The 24577-nt window shown below is 36.8% G+C and carries 18 protein-coding genes; 2 read left to right on the forward strand and 16 right to left on the reverse strand.

Translation table 11 applies throughout. The annotated features are described in order from the left end of the window. Window positions 1–269: 269 nt before the first annotated feature. The 13 genes from EV143_RS03785 to EV143_RS03845 all read right to left on the reverse strand — a co-directional run bounded on the left by EV143_RS03785 (window position 270) and on the right by EV143_RS03845 (window position 15371). Window positions 270–728: an IS6 family transposase gene (locus tag EV143_RS03785; RefSeq protein ID WP_133506654.1), complete on the reverse strand. Its 459-nt coding sequence runs from the start codon at window positions 726–728 to the stop codon at window positions 270–272. Window positions 729–748: 20 nt separating this feature from the next. Next, window positions 749–1687, reverse strand: a complete 939-nt coding sequence (locus EV143_RS03790) for an alpha/beta fold hydrolase (RefSeq protein WP_208111250.1) — start codon at window positions 1685–1687, stop codon at window positions 749–751. Between the two features lie 237 nt (window positions 1688–1924). Next, complete coding sequence (locus tag EV143_RS03795) at window positions 1925–3031, reverse strand: alkene reductase (protein WP_133506655.1); 1107 nt, start codon at window positions 3029–3031, stop codon at window positions 1925–1927. A 54-nt stretch (window positions 3032–3085) separates the two neighbouring features. Then, window positions 3086–4042: a polysaccharide deacetylase family protein gene (locus EV143_RS03800; protein ID WP_133506656.1), complete on the reverse strand. Its 957-nt coding sequence runs from the start codon at window positions 4040–4042 to the stop codon at window positions 3086–3088. Window positions 4043–4134: 92 nt separating this feature from the next. Continuing rightward, complete coding sequence (locus tag EV143_RS03805) at window positions 4135–4815, reverse strand: hydrolase (RefSeq protein WP_243739784.1); 681 nt, start codon at window positions 4813–4815, stop codon at window positions 4135–4137. Window positions 4816–4987: 172 nt separating this feature from the next. Continuing rightward, window positions 4988–5461, reverse strand: a complete 474-nt coding sequence (locus EV143_RS03810) for a nuclear transport factor 2 family protein (RefSeq protein WP_166638110.1) — start codon at window positions 5459–5461, stop codon at window positions 4988–4990. A gap of 70 nt (window positions 5462–5531) precedes the next feature. After that, window positions 5532–6911 carry an alginate export family protein gene (locus tag EV143_RS03815; RefSeq protein WP_133506659.1) on the reverse strand — a complete coding sequence of 460 codons (1380 nt, stop codon included), beginning with the start codon at window positions 6909–6911 and terminating at the stop codon, window positions 5532–5534. Between the two features lie 34 nt (window positions 6912–6945). After that, entirely contained in the window at window positions 6946–7965 is a 1020-nt protein-coding gene (locus EV143_RS03820; RefSeq protein ID WP_133506660.1) for an MBL fold metallo-hydrolase, read from the reverse strand. Between the two features lie 34 nt (window positions 7966–7999). Further along, on the reverse strand, window positions 8000–9769 hold the full coding sequence (locus tag EV143_RS03825; protein WP_133506661.1) for an amidohydrolase: 1770 nt from the start codon (window positions 9767–9769) through the stop codon (window positions 8000–8002). Between the two features lie 39 nt (window positions 9770–9808). After that, window positions 9809–10828: an alpha/beta fold hydrolase gene (locus EV143_RS03830; RefSeq protein ID WP_133506662.1), complete on the reverse strand. Its 1020-nt coding sequence runs from the start codon at window positions 10826–10828 to the stop codon at window positions 9809–9811. A gap of 46 nt (window positions 10829–10874) precedes the next feature. After that, a complete protein-coding gene (locus tag EV143_RS03835; protein ID WP_133506663.1) occupies window positions 10875–11663 on the reverse strand; it encodes an alpha/beta hydrolase in 789 nt (262 codons plus the stop codon). A gap of 166 nt (window positions 11664–11829) precedes the next feature. Continuing rightward, window positions 11830–13776, reverse strand: a complete 1947-nt coding sequence (locus tag EV143_RS03840; protein WP_133506664.1) for a sigma 54-interacting response regulator — start codon at window positions 13774–13776, stop codon at window positions 11830–11832. Between the two features lie 14 nt (window positions 13777–13790). Next, on the reverse strand, window positions 13791–15371 hold the full coding sequence (locus tag EV143_RS03845; protein ID WP_133506665.1) for a histidine kinase dimerization/phosphoacceptor domain -containing protein: 1581 nt from the start codon (window positions 15369–15371) through the stop codon (window positions 13791–13793). A gap of 221 nt (window positions 15372–15592) precedes the next feature. Here EV143_RS03845 and EV143_RS03850 point away from each other — a divergent pair, with 221 nt between their 5' ends. Both EV143_RS03850 and EV143_RS03855 read left to right on the forward strand, forming a co-directional pair. Then, on the forward strand, window positions 15593–16345 hold the full coding sequence (locus EV143_RS03850) for a glucose 1-dehydrogenase (RefSeq protein WP_133506666.1): 753 nt from the start codon (window positions 15593–15595) through the stop codon (window positions 16343–16345). A gap of 71 nt (window positions 16346–16416) precedes the next feature. Then, window positions 16417–16998 carry a TetR/AcrR family transcriptional regulator gene (locus EV143_RS03855; RefSeq protein ID WP_133506667.1) on the forward strand — a complete coding sequence of 194 codons (582 nt, stop codon included), beginning with the start codon at window positions 16417–16419 and terminating at the stop codon, window positions 16996–16998. Between the two features lie 143 nt (window positions 16999–17141). Here EV143_RS03855 and EV143_RS03860 read toward each other — a convergent pair whose 3' ends face one another. The 3 genes from EV143_RS03860 to EV143_RS03875 all read right to left on the reverse strand — a co-directional run bounded on the left by EV143_RS03860 (window position 17142) and on the right by EV143_RS03875 (window position 24536). Further along, window positions 17142–18677 (reverse strand): histidine kinase dimerization/phosphoacceptor domain -containing protein, encoded by a 1536-nt coding sequence (locus EV143_RS03860; RefSeq protein ID WP_133506668.1) that lies wholly within the window; start codon window positions 18675–18677, stop codon window positions 17142–17144. 178 nt (window positions 18678–18855) lie between these two features. After that, the gene (locus EV143_RS03865; protein ID WP_133506669.1) at window positions 18856–19140 is read right to left on the reverse strand and encodes a hypothetical protein; all 285 of its coding nucleotides are present in this window, start codon (window positions 19138–19140) and stop codon (window positions 18856–18858) included. 668 nt (window positions 19141–19808) lie between these two features. Continuing rightward, window positions 19809–24536, reverse strand: coding sequence for an Ig-like domain-containing protein (locus tag EV143_RS03875; protein ID WP_133506670.1), 4728 nt, complete (start codon window positions 24534–24536; stop codon window positions 19809–19811). Between the last annotated feature and the right edge of the window lie 41 nt (window positions 24537–24577).

The following is a 24577-nucleotide window of genomic DNA, read 5'->3' on the forward strand; positions in this document are numbered from 1 at the left end:
ATACTTTTAAACTACTTTTTAGACACCTTTTTGAGTTCATTTATACTGCTCACTTTTATCCAGAATTAGGTGCTCACTTTATCCAGAATATCCAAATTGAAGACAATTGGTGCCTTATTTTGCTTGAAAAAGTTGTAATAGATATATTAGTGATTTTTTTGTTTTCGTTCCTTCCAGAAAATATTTTACGAAAAAAATACTTTATTTTTTGCACCGCTGTAAATTACAAATACAACAATTAGCTTCAAATTTATTCTCTAAAGACAAAATTACCCCCCAGCAGCTCTAGCCCCGATAGCAGTGGAAATCCTTTCGTGCCGGGGTTCGGCACAAAAGATTGGAACGTATAGCGGGAAAAAGCTCCTGAAAAATAAATAACACCAAATACCTTTTACTTTGATATAGGTCTCATCCAATCTCCAACTCGCACCTACTCTGCCTTTTCTATTCTTGATCTCTGCCTCAGGCAAAGGTGCAAACTTATAACCCCAACGCTGAATTGTGCAATGATCCACAATTACATCCCTATTCTTCATTATTTCTTCAATGGCACGGTAACTAAGTTTAAATCTTAATTTGAAATATACTGACTGAAGAATTATGTATTTTGGATAGCAGTGACCTTGGTATTCATTTTTAGGCGAGTTTACATTAAGGTAAAATAAATCCAAAATCCGACAGAAACAAAAAAATGCCACGGCATAATATAAATTTATATGCTGTGACATTTTAGCATTATTTCGTGGAATTATTTTGTTTCAAGAAAAAAGTCTAATAATCCTTTTTGAACTGCTGCTGTGTTTTCCTGAACAATCCAATGTCCTGAATTTGGAATATTGGTTTCAAAAACATTAGTAGCGACAAGTTTGGTGTGATCTTTTAAAAATGCTGCAGCAAAGTACTGTCCACCCATTGTCAAAACTGGCATATTCAATTTCGTTTTCATAAATTCAAGGTTGTCTTTTCCGTCCTCAGCAAAAGCACCGAACCAATGAAAGCTTCCTGTTGTAGCCCCATTAACGGAATAAGCACGAATGAATTCTGCTGTTTCTTCTTTTGTAAAAGACTCTTTATTAAAAGCCACAACTGGCCAGAATCCGGTTAAAAACTCTTTTTCTTTTCCGTTTACTATAGCGCCGGAAGATGGCCAGCTAAAAAATCCAAACCACCAAGCTGATGCTGAAACTTGTGACCAAACTGGTTCAACTCCTGGAAGCAAAGCATCCATTAAAGCTAATTTTTTCACTTCACCCGGAAATTGTGCGGCATACGCATAAGCCACCATTAATCCAATATCATGTCCCGCTATATTAATATTTTTGTATCCGAGTTTTTTTACTAGCTCATGAATATCATTCGCCATTGTTTTTTTATCGTAACCGTTTGCTGGTTTGCCTGATTCTCCAACACCTCGTAAATCTGGAGCTATTACAGTAAAGTGTTTAGACAGTTCTGGTAAAAGTCTGTTCCACATGTACCAGTTTTGACCAAATCCATGAACTAATACTAAGGGTTCTCCCTTCCCTCCTATTACGTAATGAATGTCAACATTATTCACCCTTACAGTTGCATACTTAAAGTTGGCCGGCGGGTTCGCTGGTAATGTGGGTTTGGTTTGGGCAGTTAAACTGATTCCCATTAAAAATGCTCCTGAAAGCATGGCTAAATTTCTAATTATTGTTTTCATTGATATATTATATTTAAATATTTATGGGGCAAAATTGTAATAACGGAACGATTGTTCCGTTATTAATTATGTTAATAGTTGGTTAAATTTTTATACCTTTAAAGAATACGGGCTTTAAAAGACTTTTAAGCATTTATAAATTGCAACCTTATTAAAAAGTAAACGCCACTTAAATGTTTAAAGTGGCGTTTACTTTCAAATTCCGAATTAATAAATAAACTACGTAAAAGCTGACTTTTACTTCATAAAAGGATAATCTGTATAACCAATTGCTGTACCTCCTCCAAATAAAGTATGACTATCTGAAATTTCATTTAAAATTGAATTATGCTTTACTCTCGCAGGATAATCAGGATTAGTCAAAAAATGCCGCCCAAAACCAGTTAAATCAACCAAGTCTTCCTGAAGTAATTTCTCGGCTTCTTCAGCAGTTTTATTCCCTGTTGCAATAATTGTATTTTTAAATGTATCTCTAAGTTTAAATCTAAAATCTGAAGGAATTTGTGGTGCATCATCCCAATCAGCTTCGCAAAGATGAATATAAGCAACATCCAGTTTATTTAATTGTTCTGCTGCCAGCATTATAGTCTCCAAAATCTCAGGATCATTCATGTCCTTAAAACTGATAAATGGAGATAATCTTATTCCTGTTTTTTCTTTTCCAATTGTATTGGCTACCGCTCTTGAAATTTCAATGAGTAAACGAATTCTGTTTTCTTTTCTTCCACCATATTCATCTGTCCTTACATTGCTATTGCTTCTTAAAAACTGATCAATCAAATAACCATTAGCGCCATGAATTTCAACTCCGTCAAAGCCAGCAGCGATAGCATTTTTGGCACCTTCTGTAAATTCGTTAATTACAATTTCGATATCAGCTTTATTCATTTCCCGGGGTTCTTCAACGGGAACAAATGTTGCATCTCCATCTGAAGAACCGTCAAATATATAAACACTGGTGTTTTGAGCAGTTATTGCAGATGGTCCTATAGGCTGTAATCCGTTTACTTTTGAACTGCTTACTCTGCCGACATGCCATAACTGCAGAAAAATTTTACTTCCATTTTCATGTACCGCTTTTGTAATTAATTTCCAGCCTTCTATTTGCCCCTGAGTGTAAATACCAGGTGTTTTAGCATAACCCTTTCCCTGAAGCGAAACCTGTGTTGCTTCGGTAATTATAATACCTGCGGTGCTTCTTTGTGCATAATATTCAGCCATTAAAACATTTGGAATATCACCAGGCTGTGAAGCTCTTGAACGCGTCATAGGAGCCATTAAAAAACGGTTTTTTATTTGATTTCCACTTAAGTTGTAATGCTCAAATAATTTCTGATACTTCATAATAATTCTTATTTAATAAGTAAGATGTTTAATTGGCTGTTTATGATTGCATCATCATTCTCTAATGGTATATTTATCTTCATAAGCCATTTTAGCAATCTCATCTTTTCGCCTAAAACTAACCCCCTTATGTTTTTGAATGTATGACAGGATTTCCGTAGTAGCAGCGACCATTTGTGGTGTGCCTCCTATACGATCATGAAAACTTATTGACATTTGCCTGCATTTTTTTTCTGATTCTTTATAAAGCTGGTCAAATTCCATTTTAACCTGACGCACAAACTGATCGGCACTGAAATTTTTCCCTTCTATCAATACAATATCGTTACAGCGAATCGTATACGGAACCACTGCAAAATCATTTCCTTTTACTTTTAATATAAAAGGTTCGTCGCGGCTTAAGTCATCAATATGGTATTTAAAACCAAGTTCCTGCAAAATTTCCAATGTATTTGTTCCGCGTCTCAACCAATTTGCATTATAGCCTACAGGTTCAAAACCAGTAACTTTTTTAATAGCATCTGCCCCGTCCTTGATAAACTTCTTTTCGGTTTCATATGGCATAGAATATTGCGTCGCCCAATCCATACCGTGGGCGGCAGCTTCATGTCCTCTTGCTACAATTTCTTTGGCAAGTTCCGGATTTTTTAGTACTGCTGATCCCACCATATGAGAAGTAACTTTGATTCCAAATTTATCCCAATTGTCCAGCATTCTTGGAATTCCCTCTTTATATCCATACTGATACCAGGATTCGCCGGGAAGATCTACAAATCCTTTTTGCATGTTTTGCGGAAATGGACTCTCAGCATTTACGGGCTGACCGCCCGCTTCAAATTGCATTGATACCGACACTACCAAACGAGACCCGTCAGCCCATTTGGCTTCAGTGCTTTCATCATTGTTTAAATGGTCTGCTTTGAGATCACTTGCTGATAATGTACTTAGTGGCATCAAACCCGCAAGGCCAGCCAGACCTGCTTGTTTGAGAAATGTTCTTCGATCCTTCATACTCTTTTACTAAAATTTAAAATTATTTCACTGCCTTTTGCATTTGCTTCAATTAAAGCAGCAACTGTGGCATGATAAAGAATGGCAGTCAATTAATGTTTGACCATCTGACGTGCATATTGTACACCTACTCCGTAACCACCGGCATATTTAACTACAAGATCATTTACCGGTTTATAAGTAGCTTGTCTAGACCAATCTCTTTGAAGTTCTAACAAATATTGAAGAGAAGTCATTGGATGTGCACCAGCCTGAACCATGCGTGTAATTGCCTGATCGTGAGATTCTTTACTTACATCTCCACATGCATCTGTAATTATATAAACATCATAGCCTTCGCTAATGGCTGACAAAGCAGGGCCAACAATACACACGCTTGTCCATAATCCTCCAAAAACCAGTTTTTTCTTGTTTTTACCCACAATGGCTTTATAGGCATTTACGTCTTCCCAGGTGTTCATCGTAGTACGATCGATATAGGAAGATTCAGGATACAATTCCAAAATTTCAGGAAACATAGGTCCACTGAATGATTTTTCGGCCACGGTAGTAACCACAGTAGGAATATCAAATATTTTAGATGCTCCTGCCACTAATGCCACATGGTTTCGTAATTGGTCTATACTTATACTGCTGGTTGCAAAAGCCATTTGACCTTCATAATCTATTAGTACTAATGCATGATTGGTCGGGTTTAACAATGCAGGACCTGGCTTTTGGCAAAATCCTGTAACAGTAACTAAAAACAGTACTGCTGATAGTAAATTTTTCATAATAAATAAATTTTAGGTTATTATTAATTTTAATTTTTTTACTGTCCTCTACTATACAAAAGGATGTGGGATCCATTATCACAATCAAAAAGGCAAAAAACAATCGAACCTTGAAATTTTCTTATTTGAAAACTGTTCTCCTTGTTTTTACAGTAAATGATAAATTTTATTTTTATTTAAGTACTTTCTCAATAATCAATGTTTCTTCATAGAGTGAAAATTTGCTTATCAAATTATTTTCCACTGTTATATGAATCGCAAGAGGCATTTTAAAATGTTTTCCGTTTTTTTTCACGGTTCTTTCAACAAAACCAAAAACGGCTACTTCATTTCCTCTCAATAGAAAAGATTGTGCCTCGAGTTTTTCACTTCCATCAACAAAATAACTGAATAGTGTTTTGAATAATTCTGAAATTTCTTCTCTCTTAGAACGATGTCCCGTCCATGGCATATACTTTGATTCAAAAATATACCAATCCACATTTTCTGAAACCATCGAGGCTATTTTTTCGGGATTTTTGGCTCCAACATATCCAAAGAACTTATCAACAGTTTCTTTTGTTTTGATTTCTTCATCAGAATACACTTGCGCTTGTGCTGAAAAACTAATCAGCAGTATTGCCAGTATTAATTTTATAGTTTTCATTTTTGATTTAAAGACAGCTTTTTTCATAATAATGTTTTTTAAATTATTTTGATTTAACTCCATTTTAAGTCTAAAAATGAAGTTGCATGGTAATTCCGGTAAAGAATATATTTTTACCTGTTCCGGATGCTTTGATATAATCTTCTGCCTTAAACCAGGTCGCTTCGAGCCTAAAATAGAGATATTGATTAGGTTCCCAGATGATTTCGCTTTCTAACTGATTTCCGATTTTCTTTTCTGTGGTAGTATCTCCAGGATAAATGAGTGACATATTTGGCGCATAAATACCATCATTGCCGCTGTATCGCCAAAACATATCATAGTCAATAACCCAATCTACATTTTTGGCAATTTCAAAACTCAGCGACGGATGAAAATCAATCAAATTGGATGGTCCGATTACAGAAGCCAGTCCAAAATAAGCGCCTCTGGGAAAAAGAGGATTAAAGGTTTCCAAATTTGTATCTCCTGCGTTTTTATCTCCGCTGATTACTTCAGTTTTAAAACCAATTTCCGGTCGAAACTTTACCTCATTGAAACGATATCCTACATTAATAGAAGCTGTCCATGCATTGATTTTTTTTTCTGCCACGTCCCCAAACTGGTAAACCGCTTCACCATCGTAACGCCAGTTTTTTGTTTTCCCCCAAATACGTGTTCCCGCCGAATGACGTTTTTCTTTTCCTGCTGCATCATTAAAGGCAGCATTCGCTCTTTGGTACCCCAAATAATACACATCAATATTTTTGACAACTGGTATTTTATTAAAGACAAAATAACTTCCCCATAGTTGTCTGTCTTTATTCGATTCATCATCAAAAATACCGTTGTGTGCCACAACATAATGGCTGTAAAATAAATCTGTTGTAAAATTTTCTTTGCCTATAATGGCTTTAACCCCATCGAAAGATTGTCTGTTATTAGGACCTTCCCTAACAGCTAGCAAACGTTGTGATCCATATGTGAGTTCCTGCCTTCCTACTCTTAAAATTAGTCTTTTACTGCCCTCGTCTATTATCTTGAAATCACCGAATGCCTGATGTACTTCGAGCGGATTTTGCTCTACCGGACTCGGATCAATTCTTCCGTCAGCCATACTGCTTTGCATTTGAACAAAAGTTCTGAAATACTTGCCGGCATGAAAATCCGCATGAAACAAATATCTTCCTAAAACATAACCATCGTTATCCTGCGGACCATCGCCCCAATTTTCATTTTTAGCATAGAAGTACTGAAAACGTATATCGCCCCCAAAACTGATATACGTTTTTTTAGAAGCAGAAAGTGGCAGAAATTTCACTGTTTTGTACCAGTCATTGCTCACAGTATCAGTATCATTTTCCAAAACACTGTAATTTTCATCAAATCGCAGTGATTTAAAATCAGGATAACGCTGTGCAAATCCTGAAATTGAAAGCAATAAAACCAGTAATACTATCTTGTTTTTCATAAATCAATTTTAAATACCACAACCTGATTTACTTTTATTTAATTCCATTTTGCTTAATATCTTTGTATGCATTTGGAACATTAAAATTGAAATGAAGCCAGTTAAAGAGTTCATATCCTTTATCAAATTCCTGCATGGTCACAGCCGTTTTGGTTTCTTCCAATGTCAAACCTTTTTTTACTGCATTTTCAACATTAGACTGCAAAGCTGTAACATAATCTATTGTGTACTTAATACCTGCTTTATTAGTAATTCGGCCATGACCGGGAACCACAATATCTTTATCCGAAATCATATTATAAATTTTGTTCAGGTTTTGAACCGGCTCAAGAAAATACCCGTCAAATAACCATGGAATTGTAGGACTCTCAGCTATAAAAGGATTTCCTGCCCACAATACATTTCCTGAAGATGATTTCAAATAAACAAAAAGATCAGCCGGAGATTGTGCGGTTCCTACATTGATAATTTCAACAATATTCCCTTTTCCCATATCAATTTTCATGGTCTGGTTGATGGCTATTGTAATATCTGCCGGACGGTAAACACTCTCTTCGATTCCTCTTCCCTTTCCAAAAAGCATGATCATAAACTGTTTGATATTATCATAATTTTTAGCAAGATTGTCTTTGCAGAATTCATTCTGAATGACAATTGTTTCTTTTGGAAGTAAATAATTTCCGAAACAATGATCGCCATGATCGCTTGTATTTATGGCATAAACAATAGGTTTTGGGGTTACAGACCTGATTAATTTATAAAGCTGATCGTATAATCCTTTGCTTAACATCGTTTCGATAAGCAAAACCCCTTTGTCTCCTACAATAAATCCAGCCGAAGTTGCCTGTGCAATTCCTTTTGTGGTTTCGGTTTCGGTTGTACTTGGAGATACGGCATACACATTTTCTGAAATTTTATGCAGCTTTAAAGTCACTTTGTTAGCGTCCCAAATGGGCACGTGACTGGGCATTGGGAATTGTGCATAAGCGAATGTATTAGCTAATGTGCACAACATGATAATTGCGAATGCTGAGATTATTTTTTGAATTTTCATGATTTATTTTTTATGGAATTGTCTTCAATTCGTTTTACATTTTTTTAGCATAGCCACCAAAATATTTCACTGGCGACCAATCCGGAATTACAGGAGCAATTGCAGGATCAAGTGATTTAAAATCCCTCGCACCATACACTACTTTTCCATTTACAATGGTCAGATCCGATTCGATGTTTCGAACTTTATCGGCTGAAACTGTAAAATAATCCTCTGATAGAATCGACATATCGGCATACATTCCTTTTATCAATTTTCCTTTTTCTTTTTCTTCGCCCGAAAACCAGGCGCTTCCTGAAGAGTACAATTGAAGTGCGGTGAACTTGTCTAAAACCTGATCTTTTGGCCAAAACTGCATACCTCCCAACGTTTTTCCTGTAATAAGCCAATGCAGCGCCATCCACGGATTGTATGTTGAAATACGCGTAGCATCCGTTCCCATTCCCACAGGGATTCCCATTTCGAGCATTTTTTTAATCGGAGGCAATTGTGTTTTTGGAGCACCATACATTTTCTCATACAATTCTCCCTGAAAATACATTCTGAATTGAACTGCAATTCCACCATTTAATGCTTTTACTCTTTCTAATTCCTGAGGTGTAATGGTTTCGGCATGATCAAAAAACCAGCGTAAGCCGTTAAACGGAATTTCCTTATTGACTTTTTCAAATACATTGAGCATTCTGTCAATCGATTCGCCGTAAGTAGCATGTAAACGAAAAGGCCATCTGTTTTTAACCAATAAACGAATTATAGGTTCCAGGTCTTTTTCCATTTCATCAGAAAGTACAATTCTTGGTTCCAAAAAGTTTTCAAAATCTGCCGCAGATGCTACGATATTTTCTCCGGCACCTTCTTCGGCATAACCATTGGCTGTCAAAAGGTTATCGTTTTTATTGATGACCGTTTCGGCAACCCATTTTTCGTAATCCTGAAGTTCTTTTCCTTTTTGCTGTGCAAAGAGATAATACGAAATTCTAAGGTTCAGTTTTCCCTGTTTTGCTAATTCCATCGAATTGGCGTAATCTGCAGGATAATTTTGAGAACCTCCGGCTGCATCAATTACAGAAGTCAAACCAAAACGGTTCAGTTCACGATTAAACTGAAGCGAACTGTTAATCCTTTCTTCAGGAGTCAATTTTGTAGTTAATCCTAAAGTGGTATAAATGGCTTTTGGTGTTTCTTTGGCAAACATTAATCCTGTTAGATTTCCGTTTTTATCTTGTTCCAAAACACTTCCTTCGTAGTGCGTGTCCTTACTGTAGCCCAAAACTTCGATTCCTTTCTTGTTTAGGAAAGCTTTGCCGTATAAATAAGTTATAAAGACAGGCTTGTCAGGAACGGCTGCGTTTATTTCTTCGATGGTTGGTTGTCTTTTTTCCTCAAAGCCAAATTCATTCCAACCTCCAATTACTTTGATCCAAACTCCGGGAGGAGTTCTTGTTGCTTGTTCCTTAAGCATTTCCATTGCTTTTTTCAAGGTTTTGACACCATCCCAACGCAATTCTGCATTGTAATTCAAACCTTCTCGAATGACGTGAATATGACTGTCATTTAAGCCGGGAACAACGGTTTTGCCTTTTGCATCAACCACTTTAGTGGCTGTAGTTTTATACATTTCTAAAATGTTTTTTGAGGTTCCTGTTGCCAGAATAATTCCGTCTTTAGATGCTAGCGCCTGAACAAATTCGCCTGATTTTTGCATCGTTGCAATTTTACCGTTGTAAATAATCAGGTCGGCTTTTTCCTGAGACTGCATTAACAGACCAAAGAAAAATAATAGTGTTGCAAATATTTGTTTCATTTTTTAAAATTTATTGGTCTGTCTTTGTAAGCTGCTGTTTTATTTTGCAAGGAAAAATGCCAATAAATCTTTTTGTACCTGAGCTGTATTTTCCTGAACCAACCAGTGTCCTGAACCTGCAATTTTAGATTCACTTACATTGTCGGCCACCAATTTAGAATGCTCTTTTAGGAATGCTGCCGAAAAATATTCTCCGCCCATAGCAAGCAAAGGCATTTTAAGTTTTGTTTTTGCTAATACTAAATTGTCTTTTCCATCCTGCGGAAATGCTCCAAACCATTTGAAAGTAGATTTCGCACCATCTTTAACAGCATAAGCTCTTACGAATTCAGCAGTTTCCTCAGCAGTAAAAGGATCTTTAACATGTCCTACCATTGGCCAGAAATTAGTCAAAAACTCTTTTTCTTTTCCTTTAACAATATCCCCTGAAGCTGGCCATGCAAAAAATCCAAACCACCATGCAGAAGCTGACACTTGTGACCAAACCGGTTCGATACCAGGAAGAAGCGCATCCATCAAAGCTACTTTTTTCACTTCGCTCCCGTATTGTGCAGCATAGGCGTAAGCGACCATAAGTCCAATATCATGTCCTGCCAAATTAATATTGTCGTAGCCCAATTTTTTCACCAGTTCATGAATATCTTTTGCCATGTTTTTCTTGTCATAACCTCCTTCTGGTTTATCAGATTCTCCTACTCCTCTTAAATCCGGAGCGATAACGGTAAAATGTTTTGAAAGTTCCGGAAGCAAACGGTTCCACATGTACCAGTTTTGTCCAAAACCATGAACCAATACCAGAGGATCTCCTTTACCTCCAATCACGTAATGGATTTTAACTCCATTCACTTCTTCGTAGGCATGTTTGAAATTCGCAGGTGGATTTGCAGGTGCTGGCTGAGTTGTTTCGGAAGATTCGGTAGGTGTAGTTTCTGTTACAGTAGTTTCTTCCGTTTTTTTATTACATGATATTAAAACCAGTAGTAAAAATACAAAGGTTAAAATGTGGACTGTTTTACTTTTCAAGTTTAAAAAAGTAGTGTTCAATAAATTCGTTTTCATAATTTAAAAATTTAATTGGTTATTAGAATAATGGTTATTATACTTTTTAAGCAGGCAGTTTTCCAATCCAGTCTTGTATAAAGACTGCAATCTCCTGCCAGCCGGGTTGATTTAAAACAAAGTGATTTCTTTCGGGAAAAACTTTGAAATCGGTAATCGAATTTTTATTCGTGTATTTTTTATAGTTGGAATAATTGAGAGATTCTGGAATAGTATGATCAGCCGATCCCGCAATTAATAAGAGCGGATTATGAGCAGCTTGAAAATCTACTTTTGCAGCGGAAGTTATCGTGTCGCGAACAATTAGCTTAGATTCGGGAATAACATAATCACAGTATGCTTTTTCCTGCCATTCCTCAGGCATTCCGTTTGTAAATGAATATTGCCATTGGCTAAAATTCATTAAGAAAGTTTTTTTAGAAGAAGTAAAAAAGCCAAGTGGCCCCCATCCAGCTTTTAAAAATGAAAATTCAAAAGTCATTATTCCTTGCGGAGGAACTGAATGTATAGCAATTGCGGCTGATGCCAAATTACGTTGTAAAAGTATTTGCGCAGCAAGTCCACCAATGGAATGTCCGATTACAATAGGTTTTTGAGGGAGTTTTTTGGCAATATTCTCAAAATGATCTATTAGCTGAGTTAAGCGTAAACTCGCAATCTGAGGATCTGGATGTCGGGAACGTAAAACATCTACGGGAGCGTCTTTATATGGCCATGCAGGTGCAAGTGTTGTATAGCCTTTATTTTCAAAAAAGGTTTTCCAGTCATCCCAGCATCTATTGCTTACAAATGCACCTGTAATAAAAAGTATTGTTGTAGGGTTTTCAGTCAGCATATTACACATTTTAATGTTATGCCAAAGTGTAAACTAAAACCGAACCTTTTCTATATTTATCTAATAATAAGCCACTTACATATTTGCAATTATACCAGTACCGACTATATTTCGTCGTACGACGAAAATAAAGCGACTTAATATCGTTTGTTTACAAATTAATTCTTTAAAAGTGGCTTCTCTTTATACCCAATTTTTGCATTCTGGAAGCTAACGTTGTAGGCGGTAGCCCTAAGATTTCGGATGCACCTCCGGCACCTCTTATTCTTCCGTTGCATTTTTCAAGCACATTGATAATGTGCTCCCTTTCATTTTCCTGAATAGTTTTAAAGAACCATTCATTTGAATTAGCATTTATTTTAATTTCATCAAAAGCCGGAAGCGGAATATGCTCAATCGTATTTGTTTTTGCCAATAGAATACTTCTTTCAATCAGGTTCTCCAATTCCCGAATATTACCAGGCCATTGATAAGACAAAAGACTTTTTAAAGCACTCTCTCCTATTTCCGTCACATTTTTTCCCGTTTTAGAACTATAGAAAGTAATGAAATGGCGTGCGAGGAGTCCAATATCTTCTTTCCGTTCTCTTAAAGGAGGCAGCTGAATTGGAAACACATTTAATCGGTAATAAAGATCTAATCTAAAACGTCCATCAGCAACTTCTTTTTCAAGATTACAATTGGTAGCTGCAATAATCCGTACATTAACTTTTATTGAATCATTTCCTCCAACACGTTCAATTTCTTTTTCCTGAATTGCCCGCAGTAGTTTTGCCTGCATTTCTAATGGCATATCACCAATCTCGTCGAGAAACAAAGTGCCATTATCAGCTTGTTCAAATTTACCAATCCGTCTTTCTGAAGCACCCGTAAAAGATCCTTTTTCATGTCCAAACAACTCAGATTCTATGAGACTTGGTGGAAGTGCTGAACAATTAATTTTTACAAACGGCTGATTTTTTCTATTTGAAAGTTCCTTAATACTATGGGCAATACTCTCTTTTCCTGTACCGCTTTCTCCAGTAATTAAAACTGTTGTATCAGCGGGAGCAACTTGTAAAATATGGTCAAATATTTTTAGCAAAGCCGGACTTTTGCCAATGATCGATTCAAATCCTAAATCTTTTATATTCTTAGCTGTTACAGGAGTTTCAGAAGTGTTTTTTTTATCCAGTTTTTTGTCATGACTGATTAAATTTTCAACTGCAAAAATTAAAGGTTCCTGAAGCCTTTCACACAGTGTTAAATGATTTTTATTGTAATTATCTGTCTGTCTGCTGAAAAAAGATAAATATAATCCGCCATTTCCGGACAATGCTAAAGGAACCGGCAGCATGAGATTTGACTTCATATTCATGGAAGTAGCCATCAATTTTTTGAGAGGGTCTTTTTCACATATTTTGATAAAATCCTCATCATTATAGAATGTGGCGTTTGTTTCCACATTACTTTTGTTTCTTAAGTCAGTAATCTCAGATTCTTTTAATGCAGTAATATTTTGCAATTCTTCAATTCCTATCCGTTGATATTCATGCAATCCTGTTCTTGCGTAGCCCAAAACTCTGCTGGATAATTTATTTTCCATATAAAAAACAGCCATTACAAGATCAAAAGAAATAAGAGACTGCAGCGCGGTAATGATATTAAAAACCCTCTCATCCCATGTTCCGCTTTTTGTTACTATAGTTTTTAATTGCTTTTGAAACAAAAGCTCTTTTCTAATAGAAGATTCCATACCATACTGCTGATGATATTCAGCAATTTCAATTGTTACTAATAAATCTTTTTCTCTAAAAGGTTTCACCAAAAAACCTTGAGGATGCGTTAGTTTTGCTTTGCTAAGCACTTCTTCGTTAGAGTTAGCCGAAAGATAAATAAAAGGAATATTTTCGTCTTTGAGTATTTCGGCAAGATCAATACCGGTCTCTTTTCCCGACAGAAAAATATCCAGTAACACCAATTCTGGCCTCTGCTCTGCAATATAATATTTAGCATCAGGAACAGATCTTGCCATTCCAATAACGGAGTGTCCGGCTTTTTTCAGCATCAGTCGCAAGTGATTTGCCTCAACAAACTGATCCTCAACTATAAGTATTTTTAATGGTTTAGCCATTTTATAAAATTAAATTAATTAAAATTACTATCTGCAGTGCTAAATTCCAAAGTTATTTTTGTACCATTCTCATTAGTAATTTGAAATTTTCCACTTATATCGTTCGAAAGCCCATGCATTAATTTTATACCTAACGAAGGACTGTCGTAGGGATCAATGTCGTAGGGAAGCCCTATACCATTGTCCTGAATAATTAAAACATAATTTTTATTGTCATTTGTTTTAAGGTAAATCCTAATTACTGCATTTTTAAGATCTGGAAAGGCATATACAATAGCATTTGTAACTGCTTCATTAAAAATTAGTCCAATGGGTATTGAATGAGACAAAGGCAGATTAAAGCTGTCAATATCCAGTATAAAGCGGATTGATTTTCTGATCTCAAAAGAATCTTTCAAATATTCAGTCAATTCAAAAATATAAGAAGGCATATCAATTATCGATAAATTCTCAGATTGATATAATTTCTGATGGATTAAAGCCATGGTATGAATTCTATTCTGACTGCTATTAATAGCTTGGAGAGCCTCTTCATTTTTTAGAAATTCAGCCTGACTTGCAAGGAGACCGGCGACCATATGCAAGTTATTTTTTACTCTATGATGAATTTCACGCAGAAGCCATTCTTTTTCACCGACCAGCTTTTGCAGTGTACTATTTTTTTTATTGATTTCATTTCGTTGTGTTTCCAGCACCTTATTTGTTTTCTTCTTAAACCTGAAACTTTTATAGAGTAATCCAAGTATTATAAGTAAAAGCAAAACAAAAATTATCATGGAGTTACGCAAAAATACCTCGTTTTTAAGCTTGCTTTGCTGCAACAAGGTTTTATTTTTAAGTTTGATAATATCCATGCTTTTCTTTTCTGTTTCATAGATAATATTGAGCCTGGAGGAAATGGGATAAATGTCGCTTTCTTTCAGATTGGCTGCTTTATAGAAAGCTATAGCTTTTTTTAAGAAATTTGAAGACTTGTGAAAATCGGAAACTGAAAAATATAATTCGCTGATTTCTCTGTAACAATCACCACTTCTTTTATTGTTTCCGGACTTTTCAAAAAGAGCTGCGGCCTTAAAAATTGGATCTAATCGCTCTGATATTGATGCATTAGTACGCATTTTGGCCGACCAGACCATTACCCATGATTCTGCCAAATCATCGGTTTCATCTGTTTTAGCTAATGCCTCTATTGCTTTTCTGGCGTTGATTTCTATCATTGAGTTGTTATTTCGCAACTCCTGCACCATAGCTAGCTGTAGATAGCATTTACCAGTATAAATATTAGAATTAAGGTTTTGGCTTATTCTTAGGGCTTCCTCCCCATATTGAAATGCCTTTAACAAAGTATTAGGGCTGTTATAGGACGCTTCATACCAGTCACTGACCTTTAATAAAATTTTGATTTTGTCTATATTTTCAGGTAATGTGCTTAAAAGTTCCTCCGCTTTTTTTACCTGTAGTTCGTTATAAGCTGTTTCCTTATCAAGACCAATTCCTATCTCCATTATGCTCTCGGAAGGAGCCAATGCCTTTACTTCTCCAACTGTAAACCATACAAGGAGAAACAGAAGTATTCTGTAGTGATTTGAGAGCATTTTATTTGGAATTAATCAGCTTAAACGAAGGTATTGATAATTCTTTATTTAAATTTAAAATATTATAAAATTGACTATCAACGATATATCGTTGCTTTCTTATAATTATAAATAGTAAAAATTTAACTAAAAATTAACAATTATAATAACGGAACAATCGTTCCGTTATTATATCTTTGTACCATAATAATTAAAAACAAATAATTTAAAAACAAATAAAAATGAAAAATTTAGAAAAAAAAGTAGCAATTGTAACTGGTGGAAATAGTGGAATTGGTTATGCAGCTGCAGCTGAACTAACAGCAAAAGGAGCCAAAGTAATTATTACAGGAAGAAACAAAGAAGCTTTGGCTAAAGCAGAAAAAGAATTGAACGTTACTGGCATTGTTTCAGACCAATCTGATTTAAAATCGATTGACAGTTTAGTAGAACAGGTAAAAAACCAATTCGGAAAAGTTGATATCTTATTTTTAAATGCGGGAATTGCATCTTTTGCTCCTGTAGATTCAGCTTCAGAAGAACATTATGACAGTATTATGAATGTAAATGTAAAAGGCGTTTATTTTACTGTTCAAAAAGTATTACCAATTTTAAACGACGGTGGTTCTATTATTTTTAATACTTCAATCAATGCACATGTTGGTATGCCAAATTCGAGCGTTTATGCATCAAGCAAGGCTGCAGTTTTATCTTTAAACAAAGTTTTTGCAACAGAATTAGCACCAAGAAAAATTAGAGTTAATGCCGTTTCTCCTGGTCCTGTTGAAACTCCACTTTATGGAAAATTAGGTTTAGAGAAAGCAGAAGTTGAAGGTTTTGGAGCAGTTTTGGCAGAGAAAATTTTATTGAAACGTTTTGGACAATCTTCAGAAATAGCGAAAACAGTTGGTTTCTTAGCCTCTGATGATGCTTCATTCATTACAGGGACAGAAATTGTTGTAGATGGTGGCCTTACTGTAAATGCAGTAGTCTAATTTTTTTCTCTAATTCAGGAACGAATGTTCCGTTTTTTAGTATCTTTGTACAGTAATTTAATTAAAAAGTTATGGCTAGAACGAAAGAATTTAACGAAGATCAGGCTTTAGACAAAGCCATCGAAATTTTTTGGCACAAAGGTTACAACGGAACTTCAGCTCAGGATTTAGTAACTCATTTAGGACTTAGCCGTTCAAGTTTGTACGATACCTTTGGTGACAAACAAAAATTGTTTTCACAGTCTTTGCAGCGTTATCAAAAGCAGTCACAAGATCAGATAGTAAAACTTTTAGAGGAATCGAAAAACGTTAAAAAAACGCTGCATGATATATTTAAACAAGCAGTGATAGAAAGTTTGCAGGATCGAATTACAAAGGGCTGCTTTATGGTCAATTCTTCTGTAGAACTCGCGATGCATGATGAAGAAATAGCAAAAATCGTAAAAAGCAATAGTCAGAAAATGGAAGAAGTTTTTACTAATGCAGTAAGAAAAGGACAGGATTCAGGACATATCTCCAAAGCTACAGACGCAAGAGTTCTGGCCCGGTTTATCTTTAATACTTATTCCGGGATCAGGGTTTTAGCAAGAGCCGGAGAAAGAGATAAACAGGTTTATGACGATATCGTTAACACTATGTTTCACCTTCTGTAATTAAACAATTAGCAAAGCCTCAATACAAATAGTATTGAGGCTTTTTAATGCGATTGATTGTGAAACTAACTAAAACCTTTAACTTACTTTTTAAACATTAATTATAACTTCTATTCTATAACAAGTCAATTACCAATAATTACCTAAATTATGGTTGGGGCTAAAGTAAACTTCACGACTACAAGAGTTCCATTCTCACCGCTGATTTTAAATTCGGCTTTTATATCCTCAGCAAGCCCTCGCATTAATTTCAGTCCCAAAGAAGCATTCTCAACAGGATCAAAATCTATCGGAAGTCCACTACCGCTATCCTGGATTTTTAAGGTGAAGGTATTATTATCCCCTGCTTTAAGCGAAATGTCAATGATTCCATGAACATTATCCTGGAAAGCATACTTTATGGAATTGGTCACCGCTTCATTGAAAATCAAGCCAATAGGTATGGAATGGGACAGCGGTAAATCAAAATTATCAATATCCAGAACAAACCGAACTGACTTTTCCATCTGAAAGCAATCCTTTAAATACTCTGACAGTTCAAAAATATAGGATGGCATGTTAATAATAGATAAATTCTCAGACTGATAGAGCTTCTGATGGATCAACGACATGGAATGAATCCTGTTTTGGCTGCTGCTGATAGCTTGCAGAGCTTCTTCATTCTTCAAAAATTCCGTCTGGCTTGCCAATAGTCCTACCACCATATGTAGGTTGTTTTTCACCCGGTGATGAATCTCACGCAAAAGCCATTCCTTTTCAATGAGCATATTCCGCAGGGTGGTATTCTTTTGATTAATCTCATCCTGCTTACCTTCAAGTGTCCTGTTTGTTTTTTTCTTGAATTTAAAACTCTTATAAAGCAACCCCAGAATTATTAGAAGCAGCCCCAGAAAGATAATCATGGAATTTCTTATAAACGCCGCATTCCTAAGTTCATTTTGCTGCAGAAGGGTTTGATTGCGCAGAATAATAATATCCTTGTTTTTCTTTTCTGTTTCATAAAGTATATTAAGTCTGGTGTAAATAGGATAAAAATCCTTCTCCTCAAGATTTGCTTTTTTATAGAGAGCCATTGCTTTTTCCAGCGAAGCCATTGCTTTGGGAAAATTTTTGTATCTGTAGTACAATTCACCAATCTCCCTGTAACAGTCACTTCTTCTTTTTATATTTCCCGACCGTTTGAACAAAGCAGCAGCCTTACGAATCGGCATAAATTTTTCCTTCATAGGTGCCTCACCGCGCATTTTTGCTGACCATAGCATCACCCAAGCTTCCGCGAGGTCATCTGTATGATTTGTCTTTTCCAGCAAGACGATAGCCTGTCTGGCACATTGTTCTATCATCTCATTGTTATTTCGCAACTGATATAACATGGAAAGCTGCAGGTAACATTTTCCTTCATAGAGAACAGAATGCAAAGACCGGCTTAGCCGAAGGGCTTGCTGGGCATAATCAAATGCCTTTTGAAGTTGTCCTGCCTTAAAGTTTTGCGATTCATACCAGTCACTTAACTGTAATAAGGTGTTGACTTTGTTAATACCGTGTAAGCCGGACAAGGCACGCTCATCACTTTTGACCAGTCCATGCGTATAGTCTGTTTCCTTTGCATCCATACAGACAGAATGCCCTATGAGCAAGAGCGCAAATATGCAGTATTCTTTTAAAGCACACGGTTTCATGTTTTGTTTTCCGGAGTTAAAATGAAAGCAACAAAGTTATTGATAAATCGGATTATAATGAGTCGGAAGGTTATTTTTAAAGAAAACGATATATCGTTGTTTCTTTTGGGTCCTAAACAATTTAAAAGAACTCATTTATTTATAACACACTATCTAGCTATTATCAGCTTCTGCTAAATTAGTGTAATCTTTTTTTCACACCACTTCCATATTTTACTTTTAAGTTTGATAAATTATTAATAAATAAATATAGTGCAAAATTAAATCCAAGAACTAGATATGTAAAAAACTGAATACACACTTTTACATCAATCCCCAACAGGACATCAAAACCAAATTCTTTAAGCCAATGAAAGACAGACACTAAATATAGTAAGCCAAACTCTTCAAATCTTCCATAAAATTTATAGAAATTTGTCCCGTAGAGGTCACAAACAAGACAAATGGCGCCAATTGAAGACAATTGGCGCATTTTTTTTATAACTTTGTTTATTTTTTATTAGTCTAAACAGCCGGGCTCCTCAGCAGCCCTAGCCCCGATAGCAGTGAAATCCTTTTGTGCCGGGGTTCGGCACAAAAGATTGGAACAAATAGCGGGAAGAGCTGCTAAAAATAACTTCAACTTATAAACCCACCGTTGGATCGCAGCATGATCCACAATAACTCCCCTAATCTTCATTATTTCTTTAACATCCCGATAGCTTAATGTAAACCTAAGCTTGAAATATACTGCCTGCAGTATAATAGATTTCGGATAGCAATGACCTTTCGTATTCATGAGTTTAAGAATTTAAAAAGCCAAAGATAAAACTTAGCTTAGATGCGACAGAACCCTTTAATACAGTTGTAAAATGGAAAATAAATATCATTTGAAAACGGACAGGAAAAATGAGATTCTTTCAAAAAAATTAGCTGCTATTGATCGCAAGCAATATTCAACATCCGTACTAATTTATTTAATTATTGGTTTGATATTCGCAACAGTTGTGTATTTGCAGTTGCTTTGATACTATAAAGCAAAGCCACTCAATGAGTGGCTTTTAGTTAAATATTTAAAATATTAATTTCATCTTCAATTCTTTCTAAATATGTTTCAGTATTAAGATGTTTCACAGATCAGCTTTTAATCTATTATTTTATAATGAGCTTTTTGGTAACGTGGTATTCCTCTGAAATAATCGTCACAATATATATTCCGGCAACTAAATTATGACTTATTTTTGCAGAAGAATTGAGTTTGTTTACCAAAACCTTTTTTCCATTTATATCCGTGACAGTAATAGTTGCCCAATCACCAGCTCTTAATTCCGGTAACACAATATTAAATTCATTATTAGTTGCAGGATTTGGATAAATGCCAATTAGTACATTATTTTCTGTTGTTGTTTCTAATTTTTGATTATTGCCTTTAGCTGTTGCAGTTGTTTGAAATTGCCATTGTGCACTTTCCCAATTGTTTTGAGCTCCGGCATATTGAGCAGAGCCAGTTAAGTTTTCGATATGAATCATACTGCCTGTCTGCCATCTGTTTTTAATTCTTACCCAGGTTGCATCAACATTTTCGTTTGACCATTGTGCACTCCACCAGGTAGATGGTCCGGCAGAACATTGTACCGCACCGGTTAAATTTTCAATATTCATTACATCGCCAGTCCCTACATTTTTTAATACAAAATAAGTGGCATCTATTGCTACTTTCTCCCATTTATAATTATTGTTGGCGACATTAGCTCCATAACCTACATTGGCGCCGGCATCATATAAATAAGTATTGGTCCATTTATTTTTAATGGTAAAGTAGCTTCCTGTAGCTGTCGCTACTGTTATAGCAGCCGTACTTGTTTTATTTCCGTCGGCAGTAGTTACCGTGATTGTTGCTGTGCCATTCGCTACTGCAGTTACCAACCCAGAACCATTTACGGTAGCTACGGCAGTATTATTGGAAGCATAGCTAACAGATTTATTACTTGCATTTGATGGTAGAATCGTTGGAGTCAATTGTTGTGTTCCTCCCACTGCTAATGTCAATGAAGCTGGACTAAGACTCACACTTGTCACTGCAACATTAGATGAACTTACAGTTATTGTTGCAGTTGCTATTTTTGCCCCATCTTGTGTAGTTACCGTAATAGTGGCTGATCCTGCACTAACTGCAGTTACTAACCCAGAACCATTTACAGCTGCTAAACCAGTATTATTTGAACTATACGTAACCGTTTTATTTGTAGCATTAGCAGGTGAAACAGTAGCGGTGAGTTGCTGGGTTGCGCCTGTCGTCAATGATACAGATGCTGGTGATACCGTAACACCGGTTACCGCAACGTTGCCTGTTGTTACGGTGATAGAGCTTGTTGCTGTCTTTGCGCCGTCAGCTGTTGTAACGGTGATCGTAGCAGTACCTGCTCCAACTGCTGTTACAAGCCCTGATGAACTTACTGTGGCAAACGAAGCGTCGCTGGTTGACCAGCTTACATTTTTATTCGTTGCGTTTGATGGTGCTACAATTGCTGTAAGCTGCTGGGTTGCACCAACTGTCAGTGTTGCAGATGCCGGTGATACCGTTACCCCTGTTACAGAAACGTTACATGCACTAACCGTTATTGTACTTGTTGCGGTCTTTGCGCCATCAGCTGTTGTTACCGTGATAACTGCTGTGCCCGCAGCAACTGCTGTTACTAGCCCTGATGTATTAACTGTAGCTACTGCAGTGTTCCCTGAGCTCCAAGTTACATTCTGATTTGTGGCATTTACTGGTGCTACGGTAGCGGTGAGTTGTACTGTGCCACCCAGGCATGCTGATGATGGTGAGGGTGATACGCTCACACCTGTTAAGGGAACATTAGGTTGCGTGCCGCAGTTTGTAAGAAATACGGTACCAAATACACCTGGTGTAGACCATGCTGTGCTTGTTGTTGCAAAAGCAGATACCTGTGAATCTCTTGTTCCGCCGTTATCATCATCATCAACTTCTACTTCCAAGCCGATCTTGTTTCCAAGACTTGGTATTACACCTATTGTTGACCATGGTATTCTAACTTCTATGTTATAACCGTTTGAAACATTGTGTTGCGCGAAAACAATGCCAGTAGTTCTTGTTACCGATGTACCACCTACTTTAATGCCGGTGTCATTGTAACGGAAACCTAACTGAAAGTCATCGACTCCGTCGTAAGATGAGCCTTTGCTGTTGTTTCCATCAATGAAGATTTCTACAACATCATCTTCCCACCATGATGCACCAGAGTCATTAAACCTATTTGCATCGTTTACTTCTACAAGTAAATACAAATTAGTGTTGTCATACATCGCTCTCCATTTGCTGCCTGCAAAATCTGAAGGCAAGGAACCAATGGTAACATTGCCTAACGTACCGGCTGGAACATTACCCCATGCTGCATCAATGCTCTGATCGATAGCGGGAGCGGTTGTAGTGAAACCAATTACGGGTGCCGTGCAGGGCGGATTATCGTTATCAGCAATATTTATTGTCGCTGCTGTACTTCCTCCAAGGTTATAACCTGTGCCAGGCTGAAGGGTAACTATCAATGTCTCTGATCCTTCGAATACCGTATCATCTGTGGGTGTAATTGTGATTGTGGCGGATGGTGCAGCAGAAGTTAAAGTAACCGATCCACTCAATGCGGGACTTGACGAATAATCAGAAGTTGATGCTGTTCCTGATATCGTATATCCGATAGTAAGGTTTGAAGTAGTACCGCTGGTGCTTATTGTATAAACGCCTACGTTACCGCCTTCACCTGCTGTTGCATCTGTAGCTGTAATATTTACAGCGGCTGTTACAGTAACAGATTTTGTTGCTGTCTTGCTTCCGTCTTGCGTTGTCACTGTAATGGTAGCAGTACCCGGTGCAACACCTGTTACAACACCTGCAGCACTCACCGTTGCTACGGCAGTATTAGAAGACGTCCATGCTACATTTTGATTGGTAGCATTGGTTGGGGAAATAACGGCTGTTAATTGTGAGGTTCCGCCTTGCGGGATTGATATAGCAGAGGCAGGGCTAATCGCTACACTGGCAACACTTGTGTTCCCTACGTTGTTAATTGTAAATGTTGCAGGCGATTCATTATTTATTGCAGGTGTTGAGGCTGCGTTTACTACCAGACCTGTGGTAGTCATTGAACCGTTGGTACCTGGTGTACCTGGCAATACATAAATTCCATAGCCCTTGTAATCATCCCACGTACCTGTTGTGTAATTATTTACATTGTTATCTTTTCCTGTTCCATCAATGGTCACATTGATAAATTCAAGATTTGTAATTTTGAAAGCGGTACCAACGTTGTAAATCATGGCACCGTCTTTTTGCGAGTTAAGAACATCTACATTTCTTAATCTCAAGTTTTGAACATCATACAACCTTGTAAAAATATCTATAGCACCATATCTGTTATACCAAAGGTTTGCATTGGTACCACAGCTTATTACTGTTGTCTCATAAATTTCCATCCAAAGCGTAGTACTAAATGAACTACCTACTGTTGGGAAATCGGAATTCACCCGTATTCCATTTTCAACGCCATCCTTAATCAGCAAGTGATGGCCTTTGTGTCCACCGCCTCCGAAGAAACCAATACCACCTGCACGCCAGGTATTTTCTGCCGTACAATATCTGAACTCATTGTTTACACATTGTTGTGGACCATCATTTGATGACCATGAAGCCATGGCATCATCGCCATTGTTTCTCATGTTTGAATGCTCGCAAATTGAATTGCTTGTGCCGCGTGAAAAATTTACACCATCAGCATAATTATTACGAAAGCGACAGTTGGTTACCAACAATCCATCGGTTACCGGTGTGCCGAAAAAGTTCGCTTCCCACAAACCAACCTCAAAGTGTTCAACCCACACGCGCTCTATAGACGAATTAGTTCCATGTCCACCGACAAAGCCTTTGTAATCAGATGTGCGGCTTGTGTTATCGGTATTCATAAAGAAATCTTTCATATCGATATTTGTACCCGTACCACCGGATGAAATACCGCCACCTCCAGAAGAAGTACCGGTGAAATATAATTCGGTAAGCCACATACCTGCACCTTGCAAAGTCACATTACTAATATTGATCATATCAAGTTTGCTATTCAATAAAAAGCGACCTTCAGGAACGTATATGCTTTTACCTGTATTTCTCGCTTCTGCTATTGCAGAGACAAATGCTTGCTTGTCGTCATTGGCATCATTGGGAACGGCACCAAAAGAAGTTACACTAACAGCGTTAGCAGGCTGAGCCACAGCAGCAGGTATCGGTTCCATTTCTATAAAGTCAACCAAATAGTTGATACCATCAGAAGCTTGTTTCACGAGCCTTACTTCAGTGCCTGAAGAAACCGATGAAGGAAGTTTCACACGCACTTCATCAAAACGCATGCGCATAGTCCAGCCTGATTGTGGTGTGTTCACTGGATCTTTTGTTCCATCGCTGGGATTGGGACTAAAATATTGCCATGCCCATTTGGAAGAGAGATTTATATTCTGAACGAAAGTACCTCCAACAAAAAGAGCGAGCGTACCTGTTTGACCGGTACCAGCTGCGTTGTCAGGAATACTAAAACGTAAAACCAAACCCTGACCGGCAGAAGTAAGATTCCATTTTACAAATGAATTTGTTGCGTTAAGGCTCGCGCAGGTTTGATCAGAAGCTTCTGATTGTGTTTGCTTTTGATCAAATGTGGCGGCAAGCATAGTAGCTCCGCCACCCACTGCGGCCGCATTCGCTTCATATCTGGTGTACGGCATTTGATATGCTCCACGTGGGAGTCCATCGCTTTGTGCGTGAGTTATCAGCGGAAAAAATCCGCAGAGAACCAATAATAGAATTATAATTTTTTTCATATTTTATTTAATTTAAATTACATCCAACGAATTAAAAAAAG

Source organism: Flavobacterium chryseum (assembly GCF_004362015.1).
Classification (GTDB): Bacteria; Bacteroidota; Bacteroidia; order Flavobacteriales; family Flavobacteriaceae; genus Flavobacterium.

What these genes read in the sequence shown, in the direction of transcription:
- EV143_RS03825 (WP_133506661.1), bottom strand. Translation starts at nt 9,769, where the DNA reads ATGAAACAAATATTTGCAACACTATTATTTTTCTTTGGTCTGTTAATG.
- EV143_RS03795 (WP_133506655.1), bottom strand. Translation starts at nt 3,031, where the DNA reads ATGAAGTATCAGAAATTATTTGAGCATTACAACTTAAGTGGAAATCAA.
- EV143_RS03875 (WP_133506670.1), bottom strand. Translation starts at nt 24,536, where the DNA reads ATGAAAAAAATTATAATTCTATTATTGGTTCTCTGCGGATTTTTTCCG.
- EV143_RS03800 (WP_133506656.1), bottom strand. Translation starts at nt 4,042, where the DNA reads ATGAAGGATCGAAGAACATTTCTCAAACAAGCAGGTCTGGCTGGCCTT.
- EV143_RS03805 (WP_243739784.1), bottom strand. Translation starts at nt 4,815, where the DNA reads ATGAAAAATTTACTATCAGCAGTACTGTTTTTAGTTACTGTTACAGGA.
- EV143_RS03845 (WP_133506665.1), bottom strand. Translation starts at nt 15,371, where the DNA reads ATGCTCTCAAATCACTACAGAATACTTCTGTTTCTCCTTGTATGGTTT.
- EV143_RS03830 (WP_133506662.1), bottom strand. Translation starts at nt 10,828, where the DNA reads ATGAAAACGAATTTATTGAACACTACTTTTTTAAACTTGAAAAGTAAA.
- EV143_RS03820 (WP_133506660.1), bottom strand. Translation starts at nt 7,965, where the DNA reads ATGAAAATTCAAAAAATAATCTCAGCATTCGCAATTATCATGTTGTGC.
- EV143_RS03850 (WP_133506666.1), top strand. Translation starts at nt 15,593, where the DNA reads ATGAAAAATTTAGAAAAAAAAGTAGCAATTGTAACTGGTGGAAATAGT.
- EV143_RS03860 (WP_133506668.1), bottom strand. Translation starts at nt 18,677, where the DNA reads ATGAAACCGTGTGCTTTAAAAGAATACTGCATATTTGCGCTCTTGCTC.
- EV143_RS03810 (WP_166638110.1), bottom strand. Translation starts at nt 5,461, where the DNA reads ATGAAAACTATAAAATTAATACTGGCAATACTGCTGATTAGTTTTTCA.
- EV143_RS03790 (WP_208111250.1), bottom strand. Translation starts at nt 1,687, where the DNA reads ATGAAAACAATAATTAGAAATTTAGCCATGCTTTCAGGAGCATTTTTA.
- EV143_RS03855 (WP_133506667.1), top strand. Translation starts at nt 16,417, where the DNA reads ATGGCTAGAACGAAAGAATTTAACGAAGATCAGGCTTTAGACAAAGCC.
- EV143_RS03835 (WP_133506663.1), bottom strand. Translation starts at nt 11,663, where the DNA reads ATGCTGACTGAAAACCCTACAACAATACTTTTTATTACAGGTGCATTT.
- EV143_RS03815 (WP_133506659.1), bottom strand. Translation starts at nt 6,911, where the DNA reads ATGAAAAACAAGATAGTATTACTGGTTTTATTGCTTTCAATTTCAGGA.
- EV143_RS03785 (WP_133506654.1), bottom strand. Translation starts at nt 728, where the DNA reads ATGTCACAGCATATAAATTTATATTATGCCGTGGCATTTTTTTGTTTC.
- EV143_RS03840 (WP_133506664.1), bottom strand. Translation starts at nt 13,776, where the DNA reads ATGGCTAAACCATTAAAAATACTTATAGTTGAGGATCAGTTTGTTGAG.